At 44.3% G+C, this 19303-nt stretch carries 10 protein-coding genes and 1 pseudogene; 7 read left to right on the top strand and 4 right to left on the bottom strand.

Annotation, left to right across the window (positions count from 1 at the left end; translation table 11 throughout):
• Window positions 1–272 precede the first annotated feature (272 nt).
• The 7 genes and pseudogenes from ST37_RS07515 to ST37_RS07485 all read left to right on the top strand — a co-directional run bounded on the left by ST37_RS07515 (window position 273) and on the right by ST37_RS07485 (window position 12269).
• The gene (locus ST37_RS07515) at window positions 273–3593 is read left to right on the top strand and encodes an efflux RND transporter permease subunit (protein ID WP_084885087.1); all 3321 of its coding nucleotides are present in this window, start codon (window positions 273–275) and stop codon (window positions 3591–3593) included.
• The gene (locus ST37_RS07510; protein ID WP_084885085.1) at window positions 3590–4636 is read left to right on the top strand and encodes an efflux RND transporter periplasmic adaptor subunit; all 1047 of its coding nucleotides are present in this window, start codon (window positions 3590–3592) and stop codon (window positions 4634–4636) included. The genes ST37_RS07515 and ST37_RS07510 overlap by 4 nt, the downstream gene beginning before the upstream one ends.
• A gap of 606 nt (window positions 4637–5242) precedes the next feature.
• Window positions 5243–6097 (top strand): annotated as a pseudogene (locus ST37_RS07505) (extracellular solute-binding protein); the annotation flags it as partial.
• 56 nt (window positions 6098–6153) lie between these two features.
• Complete coding sequence (locus ST37_RS07500) at window positions 6154–7800, top strand: glycoside hydrolase family 43 protein (RefSeq protein ID WP_084885082.1); 1647 nt, start codon at window positions 6154–6156, stop codon at window positions 7798–7800.
• A gap of 891 nt (window positions 7801–8691) precedes the next feature.
• Window positions 8692–9702, top strand: coding sequence for an aldose epimerase family protein (locus tag ST37_RS07495; RefSeq protein ID WP_084885081.1), 1011 nt, complete (start codon window positions 8692–8694; stop codon window positions 9700–9702).
• 28 nt (window positions 9703–9730) lie between these two features.
• On the top strand, window positions 9731–11221 hold the full coding sequence (locus ST37_RS07490) for a fucose isomerase (protein ID WP_084885079.1): 1491 nt from the start codon (window positions 9731–9733) through the stop codon (window positions 11219–11221).
• Between the two features lie 298 nt (window positions 11222–11519).
• The gene (locus ST37_RS07485) at window positions 11520–12269 is read left to right on the top strand and encodes an RluA family pseudouridine synthase (RefSeq protein ID WP_084885077.1); all 750 of its coding nucleotides are present in this window, start codon (window positions 11520–11522) and stop codon (window positions 12267–12269) included.
• A 40-nt stretch (window positions 12270–12309) separates the two neighbouring features.
• On the opposite strand, the gene ST37_RS07480 is transcribed toward ST37_RS07485, so the two are convergent.
• The 4 genes from ST37_RS07480 to ST37_RS07465 all read right to left on the bottom strand — a co-directional run bounded on the left by ST37_RS07480 (window position 12310) and on the right by ST37_RS07465 (window position 19297).
• Window positions 12310–13638 carry a S41 family peptidase gene (locus ST37_RS07480; RefSeq protein WP_084885076.1) on the bottom strand — a complete coding sequence of 443 codons (1329 nt, stop codon included), beginning with the start codon at window positions 13636–13638 and terminating at the stop codon, window positions 12310–12312.
• Between the two features lie 172 nt (window positions 13639–13810).
• Complete coding sequence (locus ST37_RS07475; protein WP_084885074.1) at window positions 13811–14365, bottom strand: copper-binding protein; 555 nt, start codon at window positions 14363–14365, stop codon at window positions 13811–13813.
• Window positions 14366–14438: 73 nt separating this feature from the next.
• Window positions 14439–17582, bottom strand: coding sequence for an efflux RND transporter permease subunit (locus ST37_RS07470; protein ID WP_084885073.1), 3144 nt, complete (start codon window positions 17580–17582; stop codon window positions 14439–14441).
• Window positions 17579–19297, bottom strand: a complete 1719-nt coding sequence (locus tag ST37_RS07465; RefSeq protein ID WP_084885071.1) for an efflux RND transporter periplasmic adaptor subunit — start codon at window positions 19295–19297, stop codon at window positions 17579–17581. Before ST37_RS07465 ends, ST37_RS07470 begins: the two co-directional genes overlap by 4 nt.
• Between the last annotated feature and the right edge of the window lie 6 nt (window positions 19298–19303).

The following is a 19303-nucleotide window of genomic DNA, read 5'->3' as shown; positions in this document are numbered from 1 at the left end:
ATGAGTGTTTTTTGATCTATGGAGGTGAGATGGTAATTGTTCTTCTTCGTCGTATGGGCAACCTCCACTCTTGTACTTTGTCAATTTGGACATTTCTTAGATAAGCAAAATTATCTACCCCGTCTTTAATAGGCTTAAAATAGCGGAAAGAGTCAAACAACCAAATGTATATTAGATAAATCTAAATTAGACTTTACTTATTTTGGGGATCGCTTACAATGCCTAACATTCACTAATAAGAAGCCAATTGTTTGCGCTCAAGCGAGGAAGAAATGTCGATTGAAATTAAGGATCGCTGGATGAAGAAAGTGATGAACAGCTTTTTTCCTCCGATCCTGATTGCGCTAACGATAATGATAGGTGCAATTTCGTTGTACATGACACCCAAAGAAGAAGATCCACAAATTGTGGTTCCAATGATAGACGTGATTGTAAAAGCGCCTGGACTTAGTGCCCAACAGGTGGCCAATCAGGTTACGCAGCCGGTTGAAAAGCTTGTCAGTCAAATCGACGGCGTAGAGTACGTTTATTCCATGTCGAACGAAGGAATAGCGCAAATCATTGTGCGGTTTTATGTAGGAGAAGCACGCGAAGATTCTCTCGTTAAGCTGTACAACAAACTGTACTCAAATCAAGATCTTATACCAAACTCTGTCAAGCAGTGGCAAGTGATGCCAGTGGAGATAGATGATGTTCCTATTATTGTGACTTCACTCTACTCGACCGGGGATGATTCTCTGTCGCAATTTGAACTTAAACGTATCGCAGACCAAGCGATCCAGCGTCTAAAAGCGCTATCAAGTACAAATGAAGTTAAAGTTATTGGCGGACAATCACGGGCTATAGAAGTCACATTTGACAGTAAAGCAATGGCGAGTAGGCAGACGACAGTTGGCGATATTCAGCGTGCTCTTGACCTCACCCACAGTAAATCACGTATCGGGGATCTCACCCAGCATGGTGAGCGATTTATCATCGAAAGTGGAGAATATCTCTCGTCGGCCAGTGATTTAGAAAAACTGGTGGTGAATGTGATTAATGGCCGTCCAGTATACCTACAAGATATTGCGACCATCAAAGATGGATCCGTTGAAGCCACAAGTGATACTTGGTATCACCGTCAAGGCGATGACGAACCCCTTCCTGCGGTGTTTATATCAGTCGCAAAACAAAAAGGAGCAAACGCCGTTACGGTTGCCGATTCAGTTTTAAGCGAGCTGAAAACGCTGTCGGAGACTCAATTTCCTAGTAGTGTCGAATACAGTGTTATCCGAAATTACGGTGCGACCGCCAGCGACAAAGTCACCAATCTTGTATCGAGTTTGGGCGTCTCTATTTTAACCGTGGTGGTTTTTATTGGTGTGTTTCTTAATTGGCGAAGCGCATTGGTGGTTGGTATTGCCATTCCAATCAGTTACGGCGCTGCAATAGGTCTAGACCTTGCCTTTGGCTACTCCATAAATCGAGTAACACTATTTGCTCTTATCTTGGCCCTAGGCCTTATTGTGGATGATCCTATCGCCAGTATTGACAACATAGAACGATACTTAAAACGTAAAGATCTTCCCAGAGGTAAGGCGATAATTTTAGCGATGTCTGAGATCAAAAGTGCCCTTTTGATGTCGACAGTGGCGATAGTGATCGTATTTACACCTATGTTCTTCATTACTGGTATGATGGGGCCTTACATGGCACCTCTGGCATTTAATGTTCCCATTAGTGTGATTTTTAGTACCTTAGTGGCATTTTTGATTACGCCATGGCTGGCTAAGAAAATTTTAAAACGAGCCGCCGACGAAGGCGACTACCATATTGAGTCGACCCTCCTTTACCGGATATATCGTAAACTGGTTGAACCACTTTTAAACAGCCGAGCGAAGAGCTGGACCTTTTTAGCTGTCGTTTTGGTGTTGTTTATTGGTGCGGCTATTCTCCCAGCCATGCGTGCAGTTCCTTTGAAGTTATTGCCTTACGACAATAAAAACGAGTTCCAATTGGTGCTCAACATGCCAGAGACAGCGAATCATGTTGATACATCAAATGCATTAAGAACATTTTCTCAATACCTTGTGGAGCAGCCATATGTCGAGTCGGTATCAGGCTTTTCTGGCGTTGCCTCACCGATGGATTTTAACGGTATGGTGAGGCATTACTTTATGCGCAGTGAGCCCTATCAAGGTGAGCTTCGTATTGTGTTGAAGCCAAAAGATGAACGTTCATTGCAATCTCATGAATTCGTGACGTACTTACGCGACGATCTCGAGGCGATTGCCCAGCAATATAATGCCAATATTCAATTAGTAGAAGTTCCTCCTGGTCCACCCGTGGTCTCAACTATTGCAGCAGAAGTGTACGGTGGTAGTCGAGATACATATCAAGATATCCAGGCGCAAGCCATTAGAGTGGCAAATCGCCTTCAACAAGAGCAGTTTGTTTCTGAAGTTGACACCAGTATTCAAGGAGACATCAAAACCTTGCAGTTCAAAGTAGATACCGTAAAAGCGGCCCAATCGGGTGTGTCAGTTGCCGATATAAATCAAACCTTAATGGCGGCTAATCAGGGTCTTACTATTGGAACACTTAGAAATGAACGAGAACTTAATCCACTGCCCGTTGTGATTCAATTAGATAAACACAGCCGAGACGCAAAACAACAACTGTTGTCACTCTATGTGCGTGGCCAAGCTGGAATGACGAAAACTGAAGTCAATGGTTCGACCCAAGACGCGCCCCAAGCCCTAGTGCAGCTGTCTGAGTTAGGTGAGTTTGTAGAACGAAGCACTGACCAACCGATATATCATAAAAACTTGCAACAAGTCGTTTACGTGTATGCAGAAACTATTGGACGTGTACCTGCTGAGATTGTTGCCGATGTTTATGCCGATCAAGTTCGTCTGGATGACCTCGCACAATCAGTTTCAGAGGAGATCCCATTGAGCCGTCGAAGCTATTTAAATAACGGATCTGGATTGCCTTGGGCAGTTAGCGATAGTACTCAGGTAATCTGGGGTGGCGAAGGTGAATGGCAGATTACCGTTGCCGTTTTTCGTGATTTGGGTATTGCCTACGGGGCGGCACTGCTCGGGGTGTTCTTTATTATGATGGTACAGACCGGTTTGCCAGCAGTATCAGGAATAATCATGCTTGCGATCCCATTAACCGTAATAGGTATCATGCCTGGTTTTTGGGGACTAAACTCAATGGCTAGCGATATTAATGGCTACCCTAATCCATCCTTGTTTACCGCTACTGCGATGATTGGGATGATCGCTTTGGCAGGGATCGTAGTCCGAAATTCGCTGGTTTTAATTGAATTTATACAGCAATCATTAAAAAAAGGTATGTCACTAAACGATGCCCTAATTCAATCTGGTGCTGTACGAATGCGCCCTATTTTATTGACGGCAGGGACAACGCTATTAGGTAATATTGTGATCACCCTAGATCCCATATTCAATGGCTTAGCTTGGGCCATTATTTTTGGTATCACAGCATCAACAATATTCACTCTATTGGTGATCCCAGTAGTGTACAACTTGGCGTATAAAAATGTCCAAGGACACGGCTTAAAAACGAATGAGGAGGAATTATGAGTCTCAAAAATGGTGTGATTGCTGCAATTTTATTTTCCGTACTTGGGATCCTATTCTTTTATTTAGGCGGCGTGTTTACTGAAAAAGTCGCTTTAGAGCCAAGAAATAGTGGCCCCTCTGACATCTCTATGTTGAAGACTCGAGTACTTGAGCCGCAAGTTTGGCCTGAAACACGCGAGTTTACTGGCGTGATCATTGCCGAGCAACAAGCGACCATTTCTGCGCGCCTTACAGCAAAAGTCGCAGAAGTTTTGGTGGATGTGGGCGCACAAGTGAAGCGAGGAGACGTACTGATGCGCCTTGAAAGCGAAGACTTGAGTGCGAGAGTGAAACAGAACGAACAATCTATATCGGCAGCGCAGGCACAACTTAATGTCTCTCGCAAAGAGTTTCAGCGTATTAGCGATTTAGTGGGTAAAAAGCTGCTTCCACAAGCAGAGTTTGACCGCGCCGAATCCCAGCTAAAAGGGGCTGAAGCCAACTTTAAACAAGCTCAAGCATATTTGAGTGAAGCTGAGACCACATTTGGATACAGTGTTATCACCGCTCCTTTTGACGGTGTGGTAACGGCAAAGTCGGTAAACATTGGTGATACCGCCGCTCCTGGTGCAAATCTACTTTCTTTGTACAACCCTCGCTCATTGCAAATAGAGACACATATACCTGAGTCATTGATCCCACGTCTCCATATTGGTGCCGAGATCGATGTCTATTTGCCTGCTCTAAAGCGGCAGGTTGTGGGGACAGTCAATGAAATCACACCATCGGCGGACACCTCGTCACGCAGCTTCGCGGTAAGACTGGACTTTGATGTCGATGACGAAGTAACCCTATATCCAGGACTTTATGCGATACCAACCGTGGTTACAGGAGAAGATTCGTACATCAGGCTGCAACCTGACGAGTACTACCAGGTGGGGCAACTAGACTATGTGAAGGTACTGACCTCTGGTGTTATTACAACAAGATTGGTACAACTTGGTGAGAAAGCTCGTGTGAACAGTGGCGTTATTGCCGGAGATATTATTATTCAAAACCCTTGAGCCTATCTCGTGCCAACTTAAAACTAGATATGAAGTCATTGGGTTTATTTAGACAAAGGCACTTCGATTAGACTTTTTAAATGAGTATCCGAGTGCAATAACGCACTCGGATACCAACAGTCACTCGATTACTGTCAACTGGCCATAAAGGCTAGCAATAGTCATCGGCTAAAGAATTAGATACTTTCTCGAACATCTGAAACAGACTTCGTTGACTTGCATCACATGTGTATTAAATCTTGCTGGAAAAGTATCATTATTTATGGGCTGGCCAAGGATTATATTTGCACTATCAGATGTGATTATTTTTTATCGCTGTATATGCGTTATCTAATCAATCTAACTGACACAATCCTATTCCCAGGGGTGTAAAAAGCACCGTGACAAATCACTGTCAAACCTCAAGGTTGTGATCATATAATCGCTCATGATCTCTCTTTTTAATTAACTAGAATGTAAAAATACAAATACAGTCACAAAAAGCAAAAAACATAACTCTAGTATTGATAATCATCATTGAGCCCATCTACGCCTTTTCTATAGATTACTCACAATTAACAATGATAGTCTAATTATAATTTTAAGCGGTTTAATAACCTAGCAGCTCTACCCGTAGATATTAGTCTAGGTGCGATGTTCTATCGTGAAGATCTTTTGGCCTCTTCTGGCTTAACTATTGATGATATTAGTGGGGACTGGGATCAATTTATTAAAGCGGGAATCAAAATTAAGGAAAGTAGCGGTAGCTATATGGTCTCAAACGCTACCTTTATTAAGGACCTCATCATTAGAAGTGACCTAAAACCCGGAGAAGGGATATATTTTGACCATGACGACAGCATTTTGGTACAAAGCCCGAGATTCAAAGAGGCATTTAGAATTGCGAAGGCTGTATGCGAAGCAGAAATTGATGCCAAAGTCTCAATTTGGAGCAGTGAGTGGACGGAAGGTCTTAGACGGGGTCAAATAGCTGTAGAATTCATGGGGGCATGGCTTGGTGGTCAGTTGGAAGATTGGATTGCACCAGAGGCCAATGGTCAATGGCGAACTGCCCAACTTCCCAATGGACACTATGCGAACTGGGGTGGGTCTTTTTATGCTTTATCGAATAAGACCAAATATCCGCAACAAGCATGGGATTTTTTGAAGTTTATGGCATTAGATGTTCAAACTCAGCAAGATGCGTTTGAAAAAATCGGAGCCTTTCCGGCACTACTGCCAGCTCAGCAAGGCCCATTCTTTGAAGAAAACATTGCTTACCTAGGCGGCCAGCAAGCAAGGTTACAATGGTTAGAGGCAAGTCAGCAAATACCCGCAATCTCAGTGCATCACTATGACCCGGTTGCGAGTCAAATTATTGACGATGCGTTAGAGAAAGTTCTGGAGAAAAATCTTGATATTGATAAAGCACTGGCCGATGCAGCTAAGGCTATTGAGAAAAAAGCAAGAAGACGCTCTTAGTTAATAATTCCAATTCTAATGATATCCCCGGTTAACTCCGGGGTTTAGAGGCCTACATGACTTTATATAACCCTAATGTTGTAATTCGATCTTTTGATTACCAAGGCTGCGATCCCGAATTTTTGTCACCCTTGGAAGACGATGAATATTACAACCCAATTTTAAGTGGTTTTCATCCTGACCCAAGCATTTGCCGTGTCGATGATGACTATTACTTAATTTGTTCTTCATTTTGTTATACCCCAGGAATACCCTTGTATCACAGTAAAGACTTAGTGAATTGGCAGTTTAGATGTCATGTGATAGATAGCAATAATGCTCTAAAACTTAGCCCTAAATTGGATATTTCTCGTGGCATTTTCGCACCAACAATTCGTTATAATCAAGGTAAGTTTTATGTGATAACTACCGCTGTAGATGCTGGCGAAAATTTTATTGTTACGGCTGAAAGCGCTGATGGACCTTGGTCTGATCCGATATATTTGCCACAAATCGATGGTTGTATCGACCCTGACATATTTTTTGATGACGATGGTTGTATTTACGTTTGCCACAATGGTGAACCAATAACCGAGCCTCTCTATGAAGGACACCGTGCTATTTGGATTTGGCAGTACGATGAGCACACACAAACTCTCATCGAGTCTAGCAAAACATTATTGATTGATGGCGGCGTAGAGATATCTTCTAAGCCGATATGGATCGAAGGGCCACATCTGTACAAATATCAAGGTTGGTACTACTTGTCGGCTGCAGAAGGGGGGACAAGTGACCAGCATTCACAAGTTATTTTCAGAAGTAGGCATGTACTTGGTCCTTACGCTCCTGGCCCGAACAATCCAATTTTGAGTCAACGTCAACTTGACCCCAAGCGTAGCAACCCTATCTGTGCTGCTGGGCATGCTGATTTAGTTCAGACTCAAAATGGTGACTGGTGGGCTGTATTTTTGGCTACCCGAAACTATAAGGAAACACATTTTAATACCGGACGAGAAACTTTCCTGTTGCCTGTTACTTGGGAGGATGAATGGCCTTTAATCTTAGAAGAAAACATGAGCATTCCTTACCGCAATACTAAGCCGAACATTAACAGTAGAGGTAGCCAGGTAAATACCAGCCAGAATGGAAATTTCTACTGGAAAGATACGTTTGACCATGCAGCACTAAGTTATCATTGGAATCGAATAGGAAGCCATGGAAAAAACTGCTTTAGATTGAGCCTAGACAGCGGCCCTGGTATCGCAATAGCCTGTATCGAAAGCAAAGAAGGATCTCAGCTTGCTGATGGTTTTATTGGACGGAGAATTCAACATAAGTGCTTCCAGTCCGAGTTAGTCATCGACAACACCATTGAGAACGATTGTTCGGCAGGCCTAGTTCTTCACCAAAATGAACAACACCATTTTTACATTGCTATTGAACGACAGGCCACAGTTTATCGTTGTCTCGTTGAGAAAACCGAGGCTGGAGTTCGGCAGGTTTTGTATTCTACAACGGTCGATAGATTGGATAGCGATGGCCTTCATAAGATTAGAGTCGAGACAAATTGTGATCAGATTATGTGCAGTTTCACTATTGGTGACACGACAATTGCACCTAAAGAAAGGACATTTGATGGCAAACTGTTAAGTACTTCGGTTGCATCTGGGTTTGTTGGTGCTTATGTAGGTATGCTAGCTCGAACTATCGCTAAAACTGACTAATGAGGTAAGTTCTGCAACTGCATTGGTATCCGGAAGGTATAGCGAGCAATTTATAAAGTGCCCTCGTTGACAGTTTAGTGTCGCTGGGGTCATTGATAGTCCAATTTTCGTTAATGCGGTTCGGAGCTTGTCATCAGTGTTTTTTTGTAAACAACTTCTGATTGTTAATCGAGGAAGCTTGAATGACGGGTTCCGATTTTTTAGTTGTATCTAAAACGATTGCTCAAGGGTGAGTGTGTTCATCAAATATCTATTGGCGGTGCGAATAATGTATCCTTTGGAAACAGAAGATTAGATTCGATATTTTTAAGGGAAAAATTATCGACGAACAATACAGGGCTGTTTAAATATCATCCTATTTTAAGGGCAGCAAGGTGCTTAAATGCAATGTTTAAGTGGATTATTTCCCAATTAGTGACTTTTGTGCCCGTTAAACTGTCGATAGCTGTATTAAATGTCGATTTAAACTACAAATGGGAAAACCACAAAATGTCTTCTACTCCGTTTAGTAACCTAAAGGCAACACTGCCTTCTAGAAAGGCGGATAGTTCATTTCTGATTTTATTTTTAGTTTACGCATCCTAGCTCTCACTCAACACGTTGATGTGTTAATTTTTATGACGTATTTAGTCAATGGCTTATTGGGACATTAGCGGGGCTAATAATTGATTTTCTCAAATCAAGATGTATTTTCAATGTTAGATAAAATACTCATATCGACATGACCACAGTGGTCACTGCTAAATCGTAATCATAGTTAATATAAATGACATGTAACTGATAATTATTTTCATCCTTATATTTTTAATAAAAGGCCTTATAAAAAACATAATAGAAGACACAATTTTATTAAGGCATCATAAAAACATAATGCTAAGAAGTGGAATAGTTATGTCTGAAGTAGTTAGTAATAAATGGGGCCCATATAGAGTTTATTCGTTAATTAATAAGAAAGGAACTCAGGTAGACATTTCTGATTTAGGAGCCATCATTGTCAATTTTTTCACAAAAAATAAGAGTGGTGAGACAAAAAACATCGTACTAGGTTATGACAAACCTCAGGATTATCTTAACGGGAAGTGTTTTTTTGGTTGTGTTGTAGGCCCTTGGGCAAACCGTATTGCTAACGGCAGATATACCTTAGATAGTCAAGTCGTTGAACTGGAAACCAACGAAGGAACAAATCATCTTCATGGTGCTTCTGCTGATATTGGCTCCAAACTATGGAAAGTCACCTCTGCTAAAAATAATGAGCTGGAGCTAACAGTCTCTACCTCACCCGGCGAGGCGGGATACCCTCATGGTGTTGATTTTAAAGTTTTTTATTCTCTGACTGAACAAGATGAGTTGAACATCGGCTATTTCGCAATACCTAATGGAAAAACGCCAATTAACATGACTCAGCACACTTACTTTAACTTAGATGAGTCAAAAGACATTCTTGACCACTCTCTCCAAATTGGCAGCAATAACTACCTATTTGTTGACGTTGATGCGATTCCAGTCAACAGCGAAGATGTTACAAATACTCCAATGGATTTCCGAGTAGAAAAGAAAATTTCGAAAGATATTAATCAGGAATTCACGCAGTTATCACAAGCGGGAGGCTTTGATCACTGCTGGTGCTTTGATTCAACCGAAATGAAAAAAGTAGCAAAACTGTACTCTTCTAATAGAGATTTAGCGTTAGAAGTATATACGGACCAAATAGGCATGCAGTTTTATTCTGGCAACTTCATTGTTAAAGAAGTAGGAAGAAGAAATACTATTTATGGTAAGAATGCTGGTTTATGTTTAGAAACACAAAACTACCCAAACAAAATTAATATGGATGGAAAAGAAGATTGTATCTTTGATTCATCTAACCCATATAGCCATTTTGTAACTTACAAAATTGCGTAACTAATATAATTAAGTACTGGAACATACTATGATGAATTTACCTCAAATGAAGCTAGGCATCGTGGCTGTTAGCCGTGACTGTTTCCCGATTTCACTTTCTGAACAACGTCGCAAAAATGTAGTCGAGTGTTGCACAAATAAAGATGTTGAAGTCGTTGAGCTACAAACTGTAATCGAAAACGAGAACGATACTGTTAAAGCACTTGCGGAAGCGGCTGAGAAAGGGATTAACTCACTAGTTATCTATCTAGGTAACTTTGGTCCCGAGGGGCCATTAACGCAGATGGCACAGCGCTTTGACGGCCCAGTAATGTTCGCTTCGGCGGCTGAAGAGTCTACAAATTGTTTAAACGACATGCGTGGTGACGCCTACTGCGGGATGCTAAACGCATCGTACAGTGCTAATCTTCGTAATATCCGCCCACACATTCCGCCAAACCCAGTCGGTACGCCAGATGAAGTGGCAGACATGATTGCCGACTTTGTCCCTGTTGCTCGTACTATTCTTGGTCTCAAGAGCTTGAAAATTTTTAGCTTTGGACCTCGTCCACATGATTTCGTTGCATGTAACGCGCCAATTAAAGCACTGTTCGATCTAGGCATCGAAATTATGGAAAATAGTGAACTAGATCTGCTGGACATGTACCAACAAGCAGAAGGACATGCAGATATTCCAGCAATCGTAGCTGAGATGGAAGCTGAACTGGGTGATAACAACCCTTACCCGGATTTACTTCCAAAGCTTGCTCAATATGAAGTTACGCTACTTGAGTTCCACAAGAACAATCTAGGCTCTTCTACGTTTGGTATCTTCGCAAATAAGTGCTGGCCTTCGTTTGAGAAGTTCTTCGGCTTCGTACCTTGCTACGTAAACGCTCGTTTAGCAGAGCGTGGTATTCCTGTCGCATGTGAAGTCGACATTTACGGTGCGTTATCTGAGTATATGATTACATGTGCAACAAATCACCCAGCGACGTTATTAGACATCAATAACACCGTACCTAAAGACATGGTTGAGAACAGCGCTGAGCAACTTGGCGAGTACACAGAAAAAGATCTATTCATGGGCTTCCACTGCGGTAACACAGCTCCAAGCTGCATGAAGAACTCTCAGTTACGCTTCCAAAAGATCATGCATAGTCTAATGGAGCCAGGTCAAACACCAAATATCACACGTGGTACATTAGAGGGACAAATCAAAGCAGGCGAAGTAACTTTATTCCGCCTTCAGTCTACCGCTGACACTAAGTTACGTTCTTACGTTGCACAGGGTGATATTCTAGATATCGATCCACAATCGTTCGGATCAATCGCCGTATTTGGCATTTCAGAAATGCAGCGATTCTACCGCCACGTATTGGTTCAAAAACGTTACCCTCACCATGCAGGCATTGCATTCGGTCATGCCGGTAAAACACTTTACCAAGTACTTGACCTACTAGGAGTAACAGACATCGATTATAATCAGCCAAGTAATGAGCGTTACCCTAACGAAATCCCTAGCGTATTCCTAGGCTAATCACGGCCAACTCAGAAGGAGGAGGCCTCAAAGCCTCCGTCCTCTCTCGTTAGATAGCTGCCAAGCATTGACTACCGTCAATCTTTCTCTGAAGCACTTTAGTCTTTGAAAGTGTTTTATTTCTTGATGCAATACCCAACCATATTGTTCTTTTAATTTATTACGTTTTTAACTGTTATTTTACTAAAATTTGCAATATGGTTTATTATCACAGTGAACTCAGCCTTAATCTATATACTCATTGATATATATTTGAAGTACTATATCCGTCATTTTAATCCTATTTCAGGCGCGCTAAATGTCTAATACTGGCTCAGTAATACGCGAAATAATCGATGACTTTGTCGCACCTGAATGTCTAGGAAGGGTAGAGATCCTCTATCAAGATGACGACATATTACTGATTGATAAACCGAGTGGTTTGTTAAGCCTATCGGGGAAAAACCCACTCAACTGGGACTCTGTCCATTATCGCTTGGTGAATGGCCAGTGCGCGACCTCGGCAAACAAAGCAACCCCCGCTTTTGCGAACGCAAAATTACCACATCGACTCGATTTAGGAACCTCAGGCGTCATGGTGGTGGGGCTAAACAGCGCAGCCTCTAAAAGTTTGAATAAACAGTTTCAGGACAGAACAGTCAAAAAGCGCTATTTGGCGATGCTCAGTGGATGGGTGGAAGCCGACAATGGTCAAATCTCGGCCCCCATTGCCAAAGATAAGGCGTTGTTTCCCCGGGTGAAGATTTGTGACTTTACTGGCAAAAGGGCGGTTAGTGACTATCAGGTCGTTACGCGTTTGGATAACCCGCCTAGAACGTTAGTACAATACGCACCAATTACCGGTCGTACTCATCAATTACGCATCCATAGCCTTGAGTTTGGTCACCCGATATTAGGGTGTGATCTTTACAATAGCCCCAGTCAAGCTGCCAGCTTTGAAATCGAAGGCCAAGCACAGCGCTTAATGCTTCATGCCAGTGATATTGACTTTACTCACCCAAGAACGGGCGAGCCTATTCATGGGCATAGTCCAAATCCATTCAAATAGTGTGACCGAATCGATGTGCCTAGCTATTGAAGTCTCGTGCTCACGTTGAAGCAAGTTCACGCTTAATCGCTTCTAAAGCGAACAACAGGGTATGATCTTGTCCCGACAGAAATTGGCTCAACGTTGGGACAAAGGGTAGGTCAGGTTGAATCCCTACACCATTAAACTCGGTTCCATCAGGGTAGGTATTCCTAAGAGTGCATACTCGAAAGCTTCCACCACCAGGCAATTGACCAAACAGCGGTTGGCCTGTACTACCAAACGACGGACTCCCAACGGTTTTGATATAGTCAATAGAGCGTAATTGCACTAAAAAATCTTCTGCGGCAGAAGCGGTGTTGTGTCCTATCAGTACATAAATTGGAATGTCTGTTTTAGTCTCTTCGGCAGGTTCAAGCCAATCTCCGTCACTGCTGGTCCATTTATTGTACTGTGGAGATTGAGATATTTTTTTAAGCATTGCCAGTGAATCCGCATCAAGTAAATTAAGATCTACATGCTCCATGATTTGAGCATAGGCACTCATGTTTCCAATGTGTTGACGAGACTGGGTTGACGCGCCTTGCACAGGTTTATCGATGAGGTGGGCCAAAATCGTATTACCTATAGTTGTCGACCCGCCACCATTGAATCTAAGATCGAGGATTAGTCCTTTTGACTGGTTTATTGTGGACAATGAACGTGTAAAATCGTCTAGGATCGATTTGTCCTCAAAGCTATTTAAAGCGATGTAAAGGATATCTGAATCGAGCTTTTTTAGTTGAAAACGGCTTTCACCATTACAGGGTAACGATAAACGTTGGTAGGCTTGTTGGTGGCCCAGTGGTTGCCTTTTTAGCTTACATTTTCGGCGCATGTTTGTTGGGGTTAGAACCTCAAACTCAACCTCAGTATCAATCAACCCTTGTAAAGCTTTAGTATAGGATTCACTGACTCGTACATGGTCAGTTGAAGCCGAAATATAAGGCATTACACACTTTGCGATGTAGTCGTGCACTGGTCGATCATTAATGGTTTTAATTACCGAGCCAACAGGTATATCGTTGGCAATCTTTTCTTCTACCGCAACGATCACAGCGTTGTTGCAATGCCCGATGAGAGTGAGTGGAGGTTGACCAAGACAGTCTCGCTGCAGCTTTTCAGGTAGAAATACGTTGGTGTGACCATCCTTTAGCAACGCGCAAAACTGTTGTAATAGTCGGTAATAGGAATAGATATCTGTTGTGGCAATAATTTTGGGGATATAACTGCGGAAGGCATCATCAAAATTGAGATCTGGAACCTTGTCGAAATAAACGAAATTGTAGCAAGCGGTTTTCCAAAATTCAGACAAGCCATAAATTTTGTCTTCTAGGGTTAAATCGTCCATATCCTTTGTCCCGATCTAAATACCGTCTTAACAACCTATAGGTAATGCTGATTAAAGACGTTGATTTCGTTCAAGAATAGTCTGCTTTTTGAAACCTAATTTCCAAACCAACAACGCCAGCGTGTTATTGCTGGCGTCAGGGGGTAATAAACTTTGATCAATGTCTAGCGAGCTATTTTAGTGTGATCTCTTTAATCATTCCTTGCTCAGCATGACCAGGGATATTACAGGCTAGTTCAACGTCACTTTCACCATGGAAATGCCAAAGTAACTGCTTTGCTTTGCCCGGCTTCACAGTGACGGCGTTCCCCATATCATGATCGTGCCCCCCCATGCTTTTCATCATTTCGCGATGTGCTAACTGCTCATCATGCGAACCAATGGCAAATTCATGCTCCATTTTTCCCACGTTTAGTACTACAAACTGAACCACATCATTTGATTCGATTTGAACGTCCTTCTTGAACGTGATGCTCATATCATCGTTAAGAAGCACATGAATCACTTTGTCTGGTTTGGCACCCATGGCAGGCATACCGACGGCAGACATGCCCTCCATGTTCATCATTGAATGATCCATTTTGCTTTGGTCCATATTCGCATGATTCATGGTGCTATGATCCATGTTTGAGTGGTCCATGTGTGCATGATCTGCATCTGCTAGAGTTACAGGTACAAAAGCGATAGCAGTGGTCGATAATAGAGTCGTGATTATGGTGTTTTTCATGATATTTTCCTTACTAAATGAGTCGTATTGTCAAAGGGGTAGCGCCTAACTACGCTCCCCTCTTAGTGGTTAATTAACCTGTTTTTGGTGTAGAAATGTGTCTTAGCTCTCGCTGTTTCCACAATTTGAAAATGGCGGGAAGAACCAGCAGAGTCAGTAGCAGTGCAGAGGCCATCCCTCCAATCATAGGTGCGGCTATTCGCTGCATGACTTCAGAACCAGTACCCTCGCCATACATAATAGGAATAAGGCCAATGATCACTGTAAGTACCGTCATCATGACTGGGCGAACACGCTGTCCAGCGCCTTCTCGAATAGAACTACTCAGATCCGCAACTTGCAGTGAGCGACCTTTTTCTAGGGCATCCAGCTTAGTGTAATGCCACGCTTGGTTGAGGTACACCAGCATGATCACCCCGATTTCTACTGCAACGCCTGCCAAGGCAATGAAACCGACACCCACGGCTATGGAAAAGTTGTAACCGAGGTAGTGCATCAGCCACAAACCGCCTACCATCGCTAGTGGCAAGGTCAGCATAATGATTAACACTTCGCCTATGCGTCTAAAGCTGAGGTAGAGCAATAACATGATGATGGCGATGGTAATCGGCACCACCACTCCAAGGCGCTCTTTCGCTCGCTCCATGTACTCGTATTGCCCTGACCAAGCCAATGAATAGCCCGCAGGTAACATTAATTGCTCAGCCACCGCTTGCTTGGCCTCATCAACATAAGAGCCTAAGTCGCGCCCGTCGATGTCGACAAATACCCATCCGTTTGGACGTGCATTTTCAGTTTTGATCATCGGTGGGCCATCTTCATAGCGAATATCCGCGACATCCGCCAGAGCGATGCGAGCACCGTTAGGTGTCACTAGTGGCAGTTCTTTTAGTTTTTCAACCGAGTCACGATAGTCTTGCGGGTATCGTACGTTGATTGGGTAGCGCTCTAATCCTTCAATGGTTTCTCCGACGTTCATACCCCCTACCGCAGTAGAGACCACTTGCTGCACTTCTTTGATGCTAAGACCATACCGAGCAGCGGCGCGGCGATTGATGTCGATAGTGACGTAGCGTCCACCAGCGACACGTTCGGCATACACGGATGATGTACCGCTAATGTCATTAAGAATGGGCTCAAGTTCTGAACCTATTTGCTCAATGACCTTGAGTTCTGGCCCTGCAATCTTGATACCTATTGGAGTTTTAATGCCCGTAGCCAGCATGTCGATACGAGTCTTGATAGGCATAACCCAGGCGTTGGTTAGGCCAGGGAACTTCACTAAGTCATCAAACTCTTTACGTAAGGATTCAGTGGACACGCCCTCACGCCACTGGTCTCTAGGTTTAAGCTGTATCACCGTCTCAATCATGGTGAGTGGGGCGGGATCGGTAGCCGTTTCGGCACGACCAATTTTACCCCAAGCGGTTTCCACTTCAGGTACAGTCATGATCAGCTTGTTGGTTTGCTGCAGTAGCTCTCGAGCTTTACCAATAGAGATACCAGGGTACGTCGTAGGCATATACATGAGATCGCCCTCATCCAACGGAGGGATAAACTCGCTGCCGAGCTTAGTGGTTGGATAGTAAGCTGATCCCATTAATGCAATGGCTATCAAAATGACACTTTTCGGGTACTTCAAGCTCACAGAGAGCAGTGGCTTATATAGGGCGATAAGACTTTTATTGATTGGATTCTTGTGCTCAGGTAGCACCTTACCGCGAATGAAGTATCCCATGAGCACGGGTACCAAGGTAATTGCAAGTCCAGCCGACGCAGCCATAGCGTAGGTTTTAGTAAACGCCAATGGCGAGAACATCTTGCCCTCTTGACCCTCAAGGGCAAACACAGGAACAAAACTCAGCGTGATGATAATCAGCGAGAAGAACAGCGGAGCCCCCACCTCTTGCGCAGCATCACCTATTACTTGCCAGCGATTTTTATCGGTAAGCGGAGTCCTCTCAATGTGCTTGTGCACGTTTTCTATCATTACGATAGCACCGTCCACCATGGCCCCAATAGCAATAGCAATACCACCCAACGACATAATGTTGGCATTAATGCCTTGCCAATGCATGACAATAAACGCAGACAGTATTCCTACGGGCAGACTCAGTGCGATAACCAGCGACGAACGAATGTGAAACAGAAACAGCGCACAGACTACCGCGACCACGATGAACTCTTCCGCGAGCTTCTTCCATAAGTTTTCTACTGCCGCATCAATCAAGGTTGAACGGTCGTAGGTTGTGACAATCTCGACACCTTCTGGCAAGCTACGTTGAAGCTCTGCCAGTTTATCTTTGACATTCCCAATAACTTCGCTGGCGTTTTCACCAAAGCGCATCACAATCACGCCACCGACCGCTTCGCCTTCACCGTTCAGCTCAGAGATGCCACGGCGCATTTGTGGACCTAGATTGATGTCAGCAATATCACCCAAAAGCAATGGCGTTCCTTGCTTGGTCACTTTCAGCGGCAGCGCTTGGATGTCTTCGATACTCGACAGGTAACCTGTGGTTCGCACCATGTGCTCAGCTTCCGCCACCTCGACCACGGATGCACCGCTCTCTTGGTTACCGTTTTGGATAGCCATGTTGATTTGTTGCAGAGTGAGGTCGTAAGCGCGCAGTTTAGCGGGATCAATTTGTACCTGATACTGCTTGACCATGCCGCCGACGGTGGCCACTTCCGATACTCCATCTACAGTCTGCAACTCGTATTTCAAAAACCAATCTTGAAGACTACGAAGCTGCGCCAAGTCATGCTGACCTGTTTTATCTTGCAACACATAGCTGTACACCCAACCTACACCAGTCGCATCAGGCCCCAATGTTGGCTTTGCACTAGGGGGCAGGTTAGGCGCGACTTGGCTCAGATACTCCAATACTCTCGAACGAGCCCAATACATGTCCGTATCATCGTTAAAAATGATATAGACGTAGGAGTCACCAAAGAACGAATAGCCTCGAACGGTTTCTGCACCGGGTACAGCGAGCATCGCGGTGGTAAGTGGGTAGGTTACTTGGTCTTCAACCACTTGCGGCGCTTGGCCAGGGTAACTGGTTTTGATGATCACCTGAACATCGGACAGATCAGGGATGGCGTCCACCGGAGTATTTTTAACACTGTAAAGCCCACCAAACACGAGCGCGAAGGTGGCGACCAGAACCAGAAAACGATTGTTGATAGACCAACGAATGATTGCGCTTATCATTGGTTGCCCTCGCTCATTTCAAGTTGTTTTAGTAAGTACTCAGAGCCTTGCTTCTCCACTAAAAAGCGCACGCTCTGCCCTTCTTCGAAGCCTGACAATTCAACCGCGTCATCAACAGTAAAGTTCATCTCTCCGGCTTCCCAACTCCACTCGTTAACCGGCTTATGGTTTAAGGTGATCATGCCAAAGTCAGCCATGAGCATGGTGATATCACCGTCGACCCAGACCTCTTTAGCGACTTGAGACTCGCTAATCTTGTAATCGACGACTTCGTATTGGCCTGATTCACCTTTTTGCATTTCAAACTCGATGGCTTGCCCTTGGGTGAACGGGTCAAAATCGACACCTTCGGCAACATTAAAGTTCATCACCATGCCGGGCCAATTCCACTCTGGTACTGGGTCGTGGTTAATAGTGAGCATGCGATGTCCGGCCATTACGTCAGTAATTTCGCCTTTTGCCCATGCCGTTTCTGCGGGCGCTTCAACGCCATTGATTCTAGATAGATCTGCTGATTGACTAGACTCGGAATCGAGCATGAAGTGGGCTGAAGTGACCACGCGGTCACCTTTAGAGAGACCGCCTACGACTTCAATTTTGTCTGCCGCTTCCCGACCCACTTCAATGCGTGCAGAGCGGTATTTTCCTTCGCCTTCAGAGAGCACGACTCGGGTCATTCCTCCAGAACGGATCACCGATGAGCGTGGAATTGTCAATACTTCATCCTGGCTTATAGGTGCAAGAGTGACATTGGCGTACATGTTGGGCTTAAGTTCGCCGTTGGGGTTGTCAAATCGAAGTCGAACGCGCAAGGTTCGAGTGCTGGGATCGAGAATGGGATAGACGTAGTCGACTTCCCCCGTCCATTCACCACCAGGAATGGCATCTAGTGTCATAGAGGCGAGACTGCCTTGCTCAATCCAGTGAGATTGACGCTCAAAGACTTCAGCATCAACCCATACCTCATCCAGTGGACCTGCACTGATGACAGCCTGCGCCGGAGACAAGTAGCCTCCTTCACGAATGTTTAGGCTGGCAATAATCCCATCCGCGGGAGCATAAATTTCGATGGATTGAGAAGATCGGCCTTTACGAGCGATAGCGCGAACTTGGTCTCGGTCAACGCCTAGCGTCGCCAAACGGTCGGTAGCCGCGGTCACCATACCTTTGCGATTGGTCTTGTAGGCACTAATTAATTCTTCTTGAGCTTTGACCAACTCGGGAGAGTAAAGGGTAAACAACACATCGCCTTTTTGAACTTTTTCGCCCACCGCATTGATGTGAAGTTTCTCAACCCAACCAGCTACACGCACATTGGTTTGCCACAATTTACTCTCATCGAAGGCGATGTAACCCACAGTATCGATGCGCGGTGTAAGCTCTTCAAGTTCAGCCGTTGCCGTCTTAACGCCTAGATTGTTCTCTACGGCTGGGTCAATTTTTACCGTTCCAGGCTTATCATTTTCGCCCGCCAAATCCTCTGCGTAAACGGGCACCAGATCCATGCCCATTGGCGATTTTCCAGGCTTGTCGCGTCGGTAGTTGGCATCCATTGGCGCGACCCAATACAGCGGCTCATTCGCTGCCGGTTCGCTGGCCATAGAGCTGTCCATTGTGGCCATATCATGGCTTATACCACTTAAATAGACACTAACGCCGTATCCCACTGCTCCACCGATCACTAGCGCTAGGCTTGCTACTTTAAACGTACTCATTTGCAA

The organism is Vibrio sp. qd031, assembly GCF_002100145.1.
Lineage (GTDB): Bacteria > Pseudomonadota > Gammaproteobacteria > Enterobacterales > Vibrionaceae > Vibrio.
The sequence above is the reverse complement of the archived record's forward strand: the minus strand, read 5'-3'. Positions and strand labels throughout refer to the sequence as shown.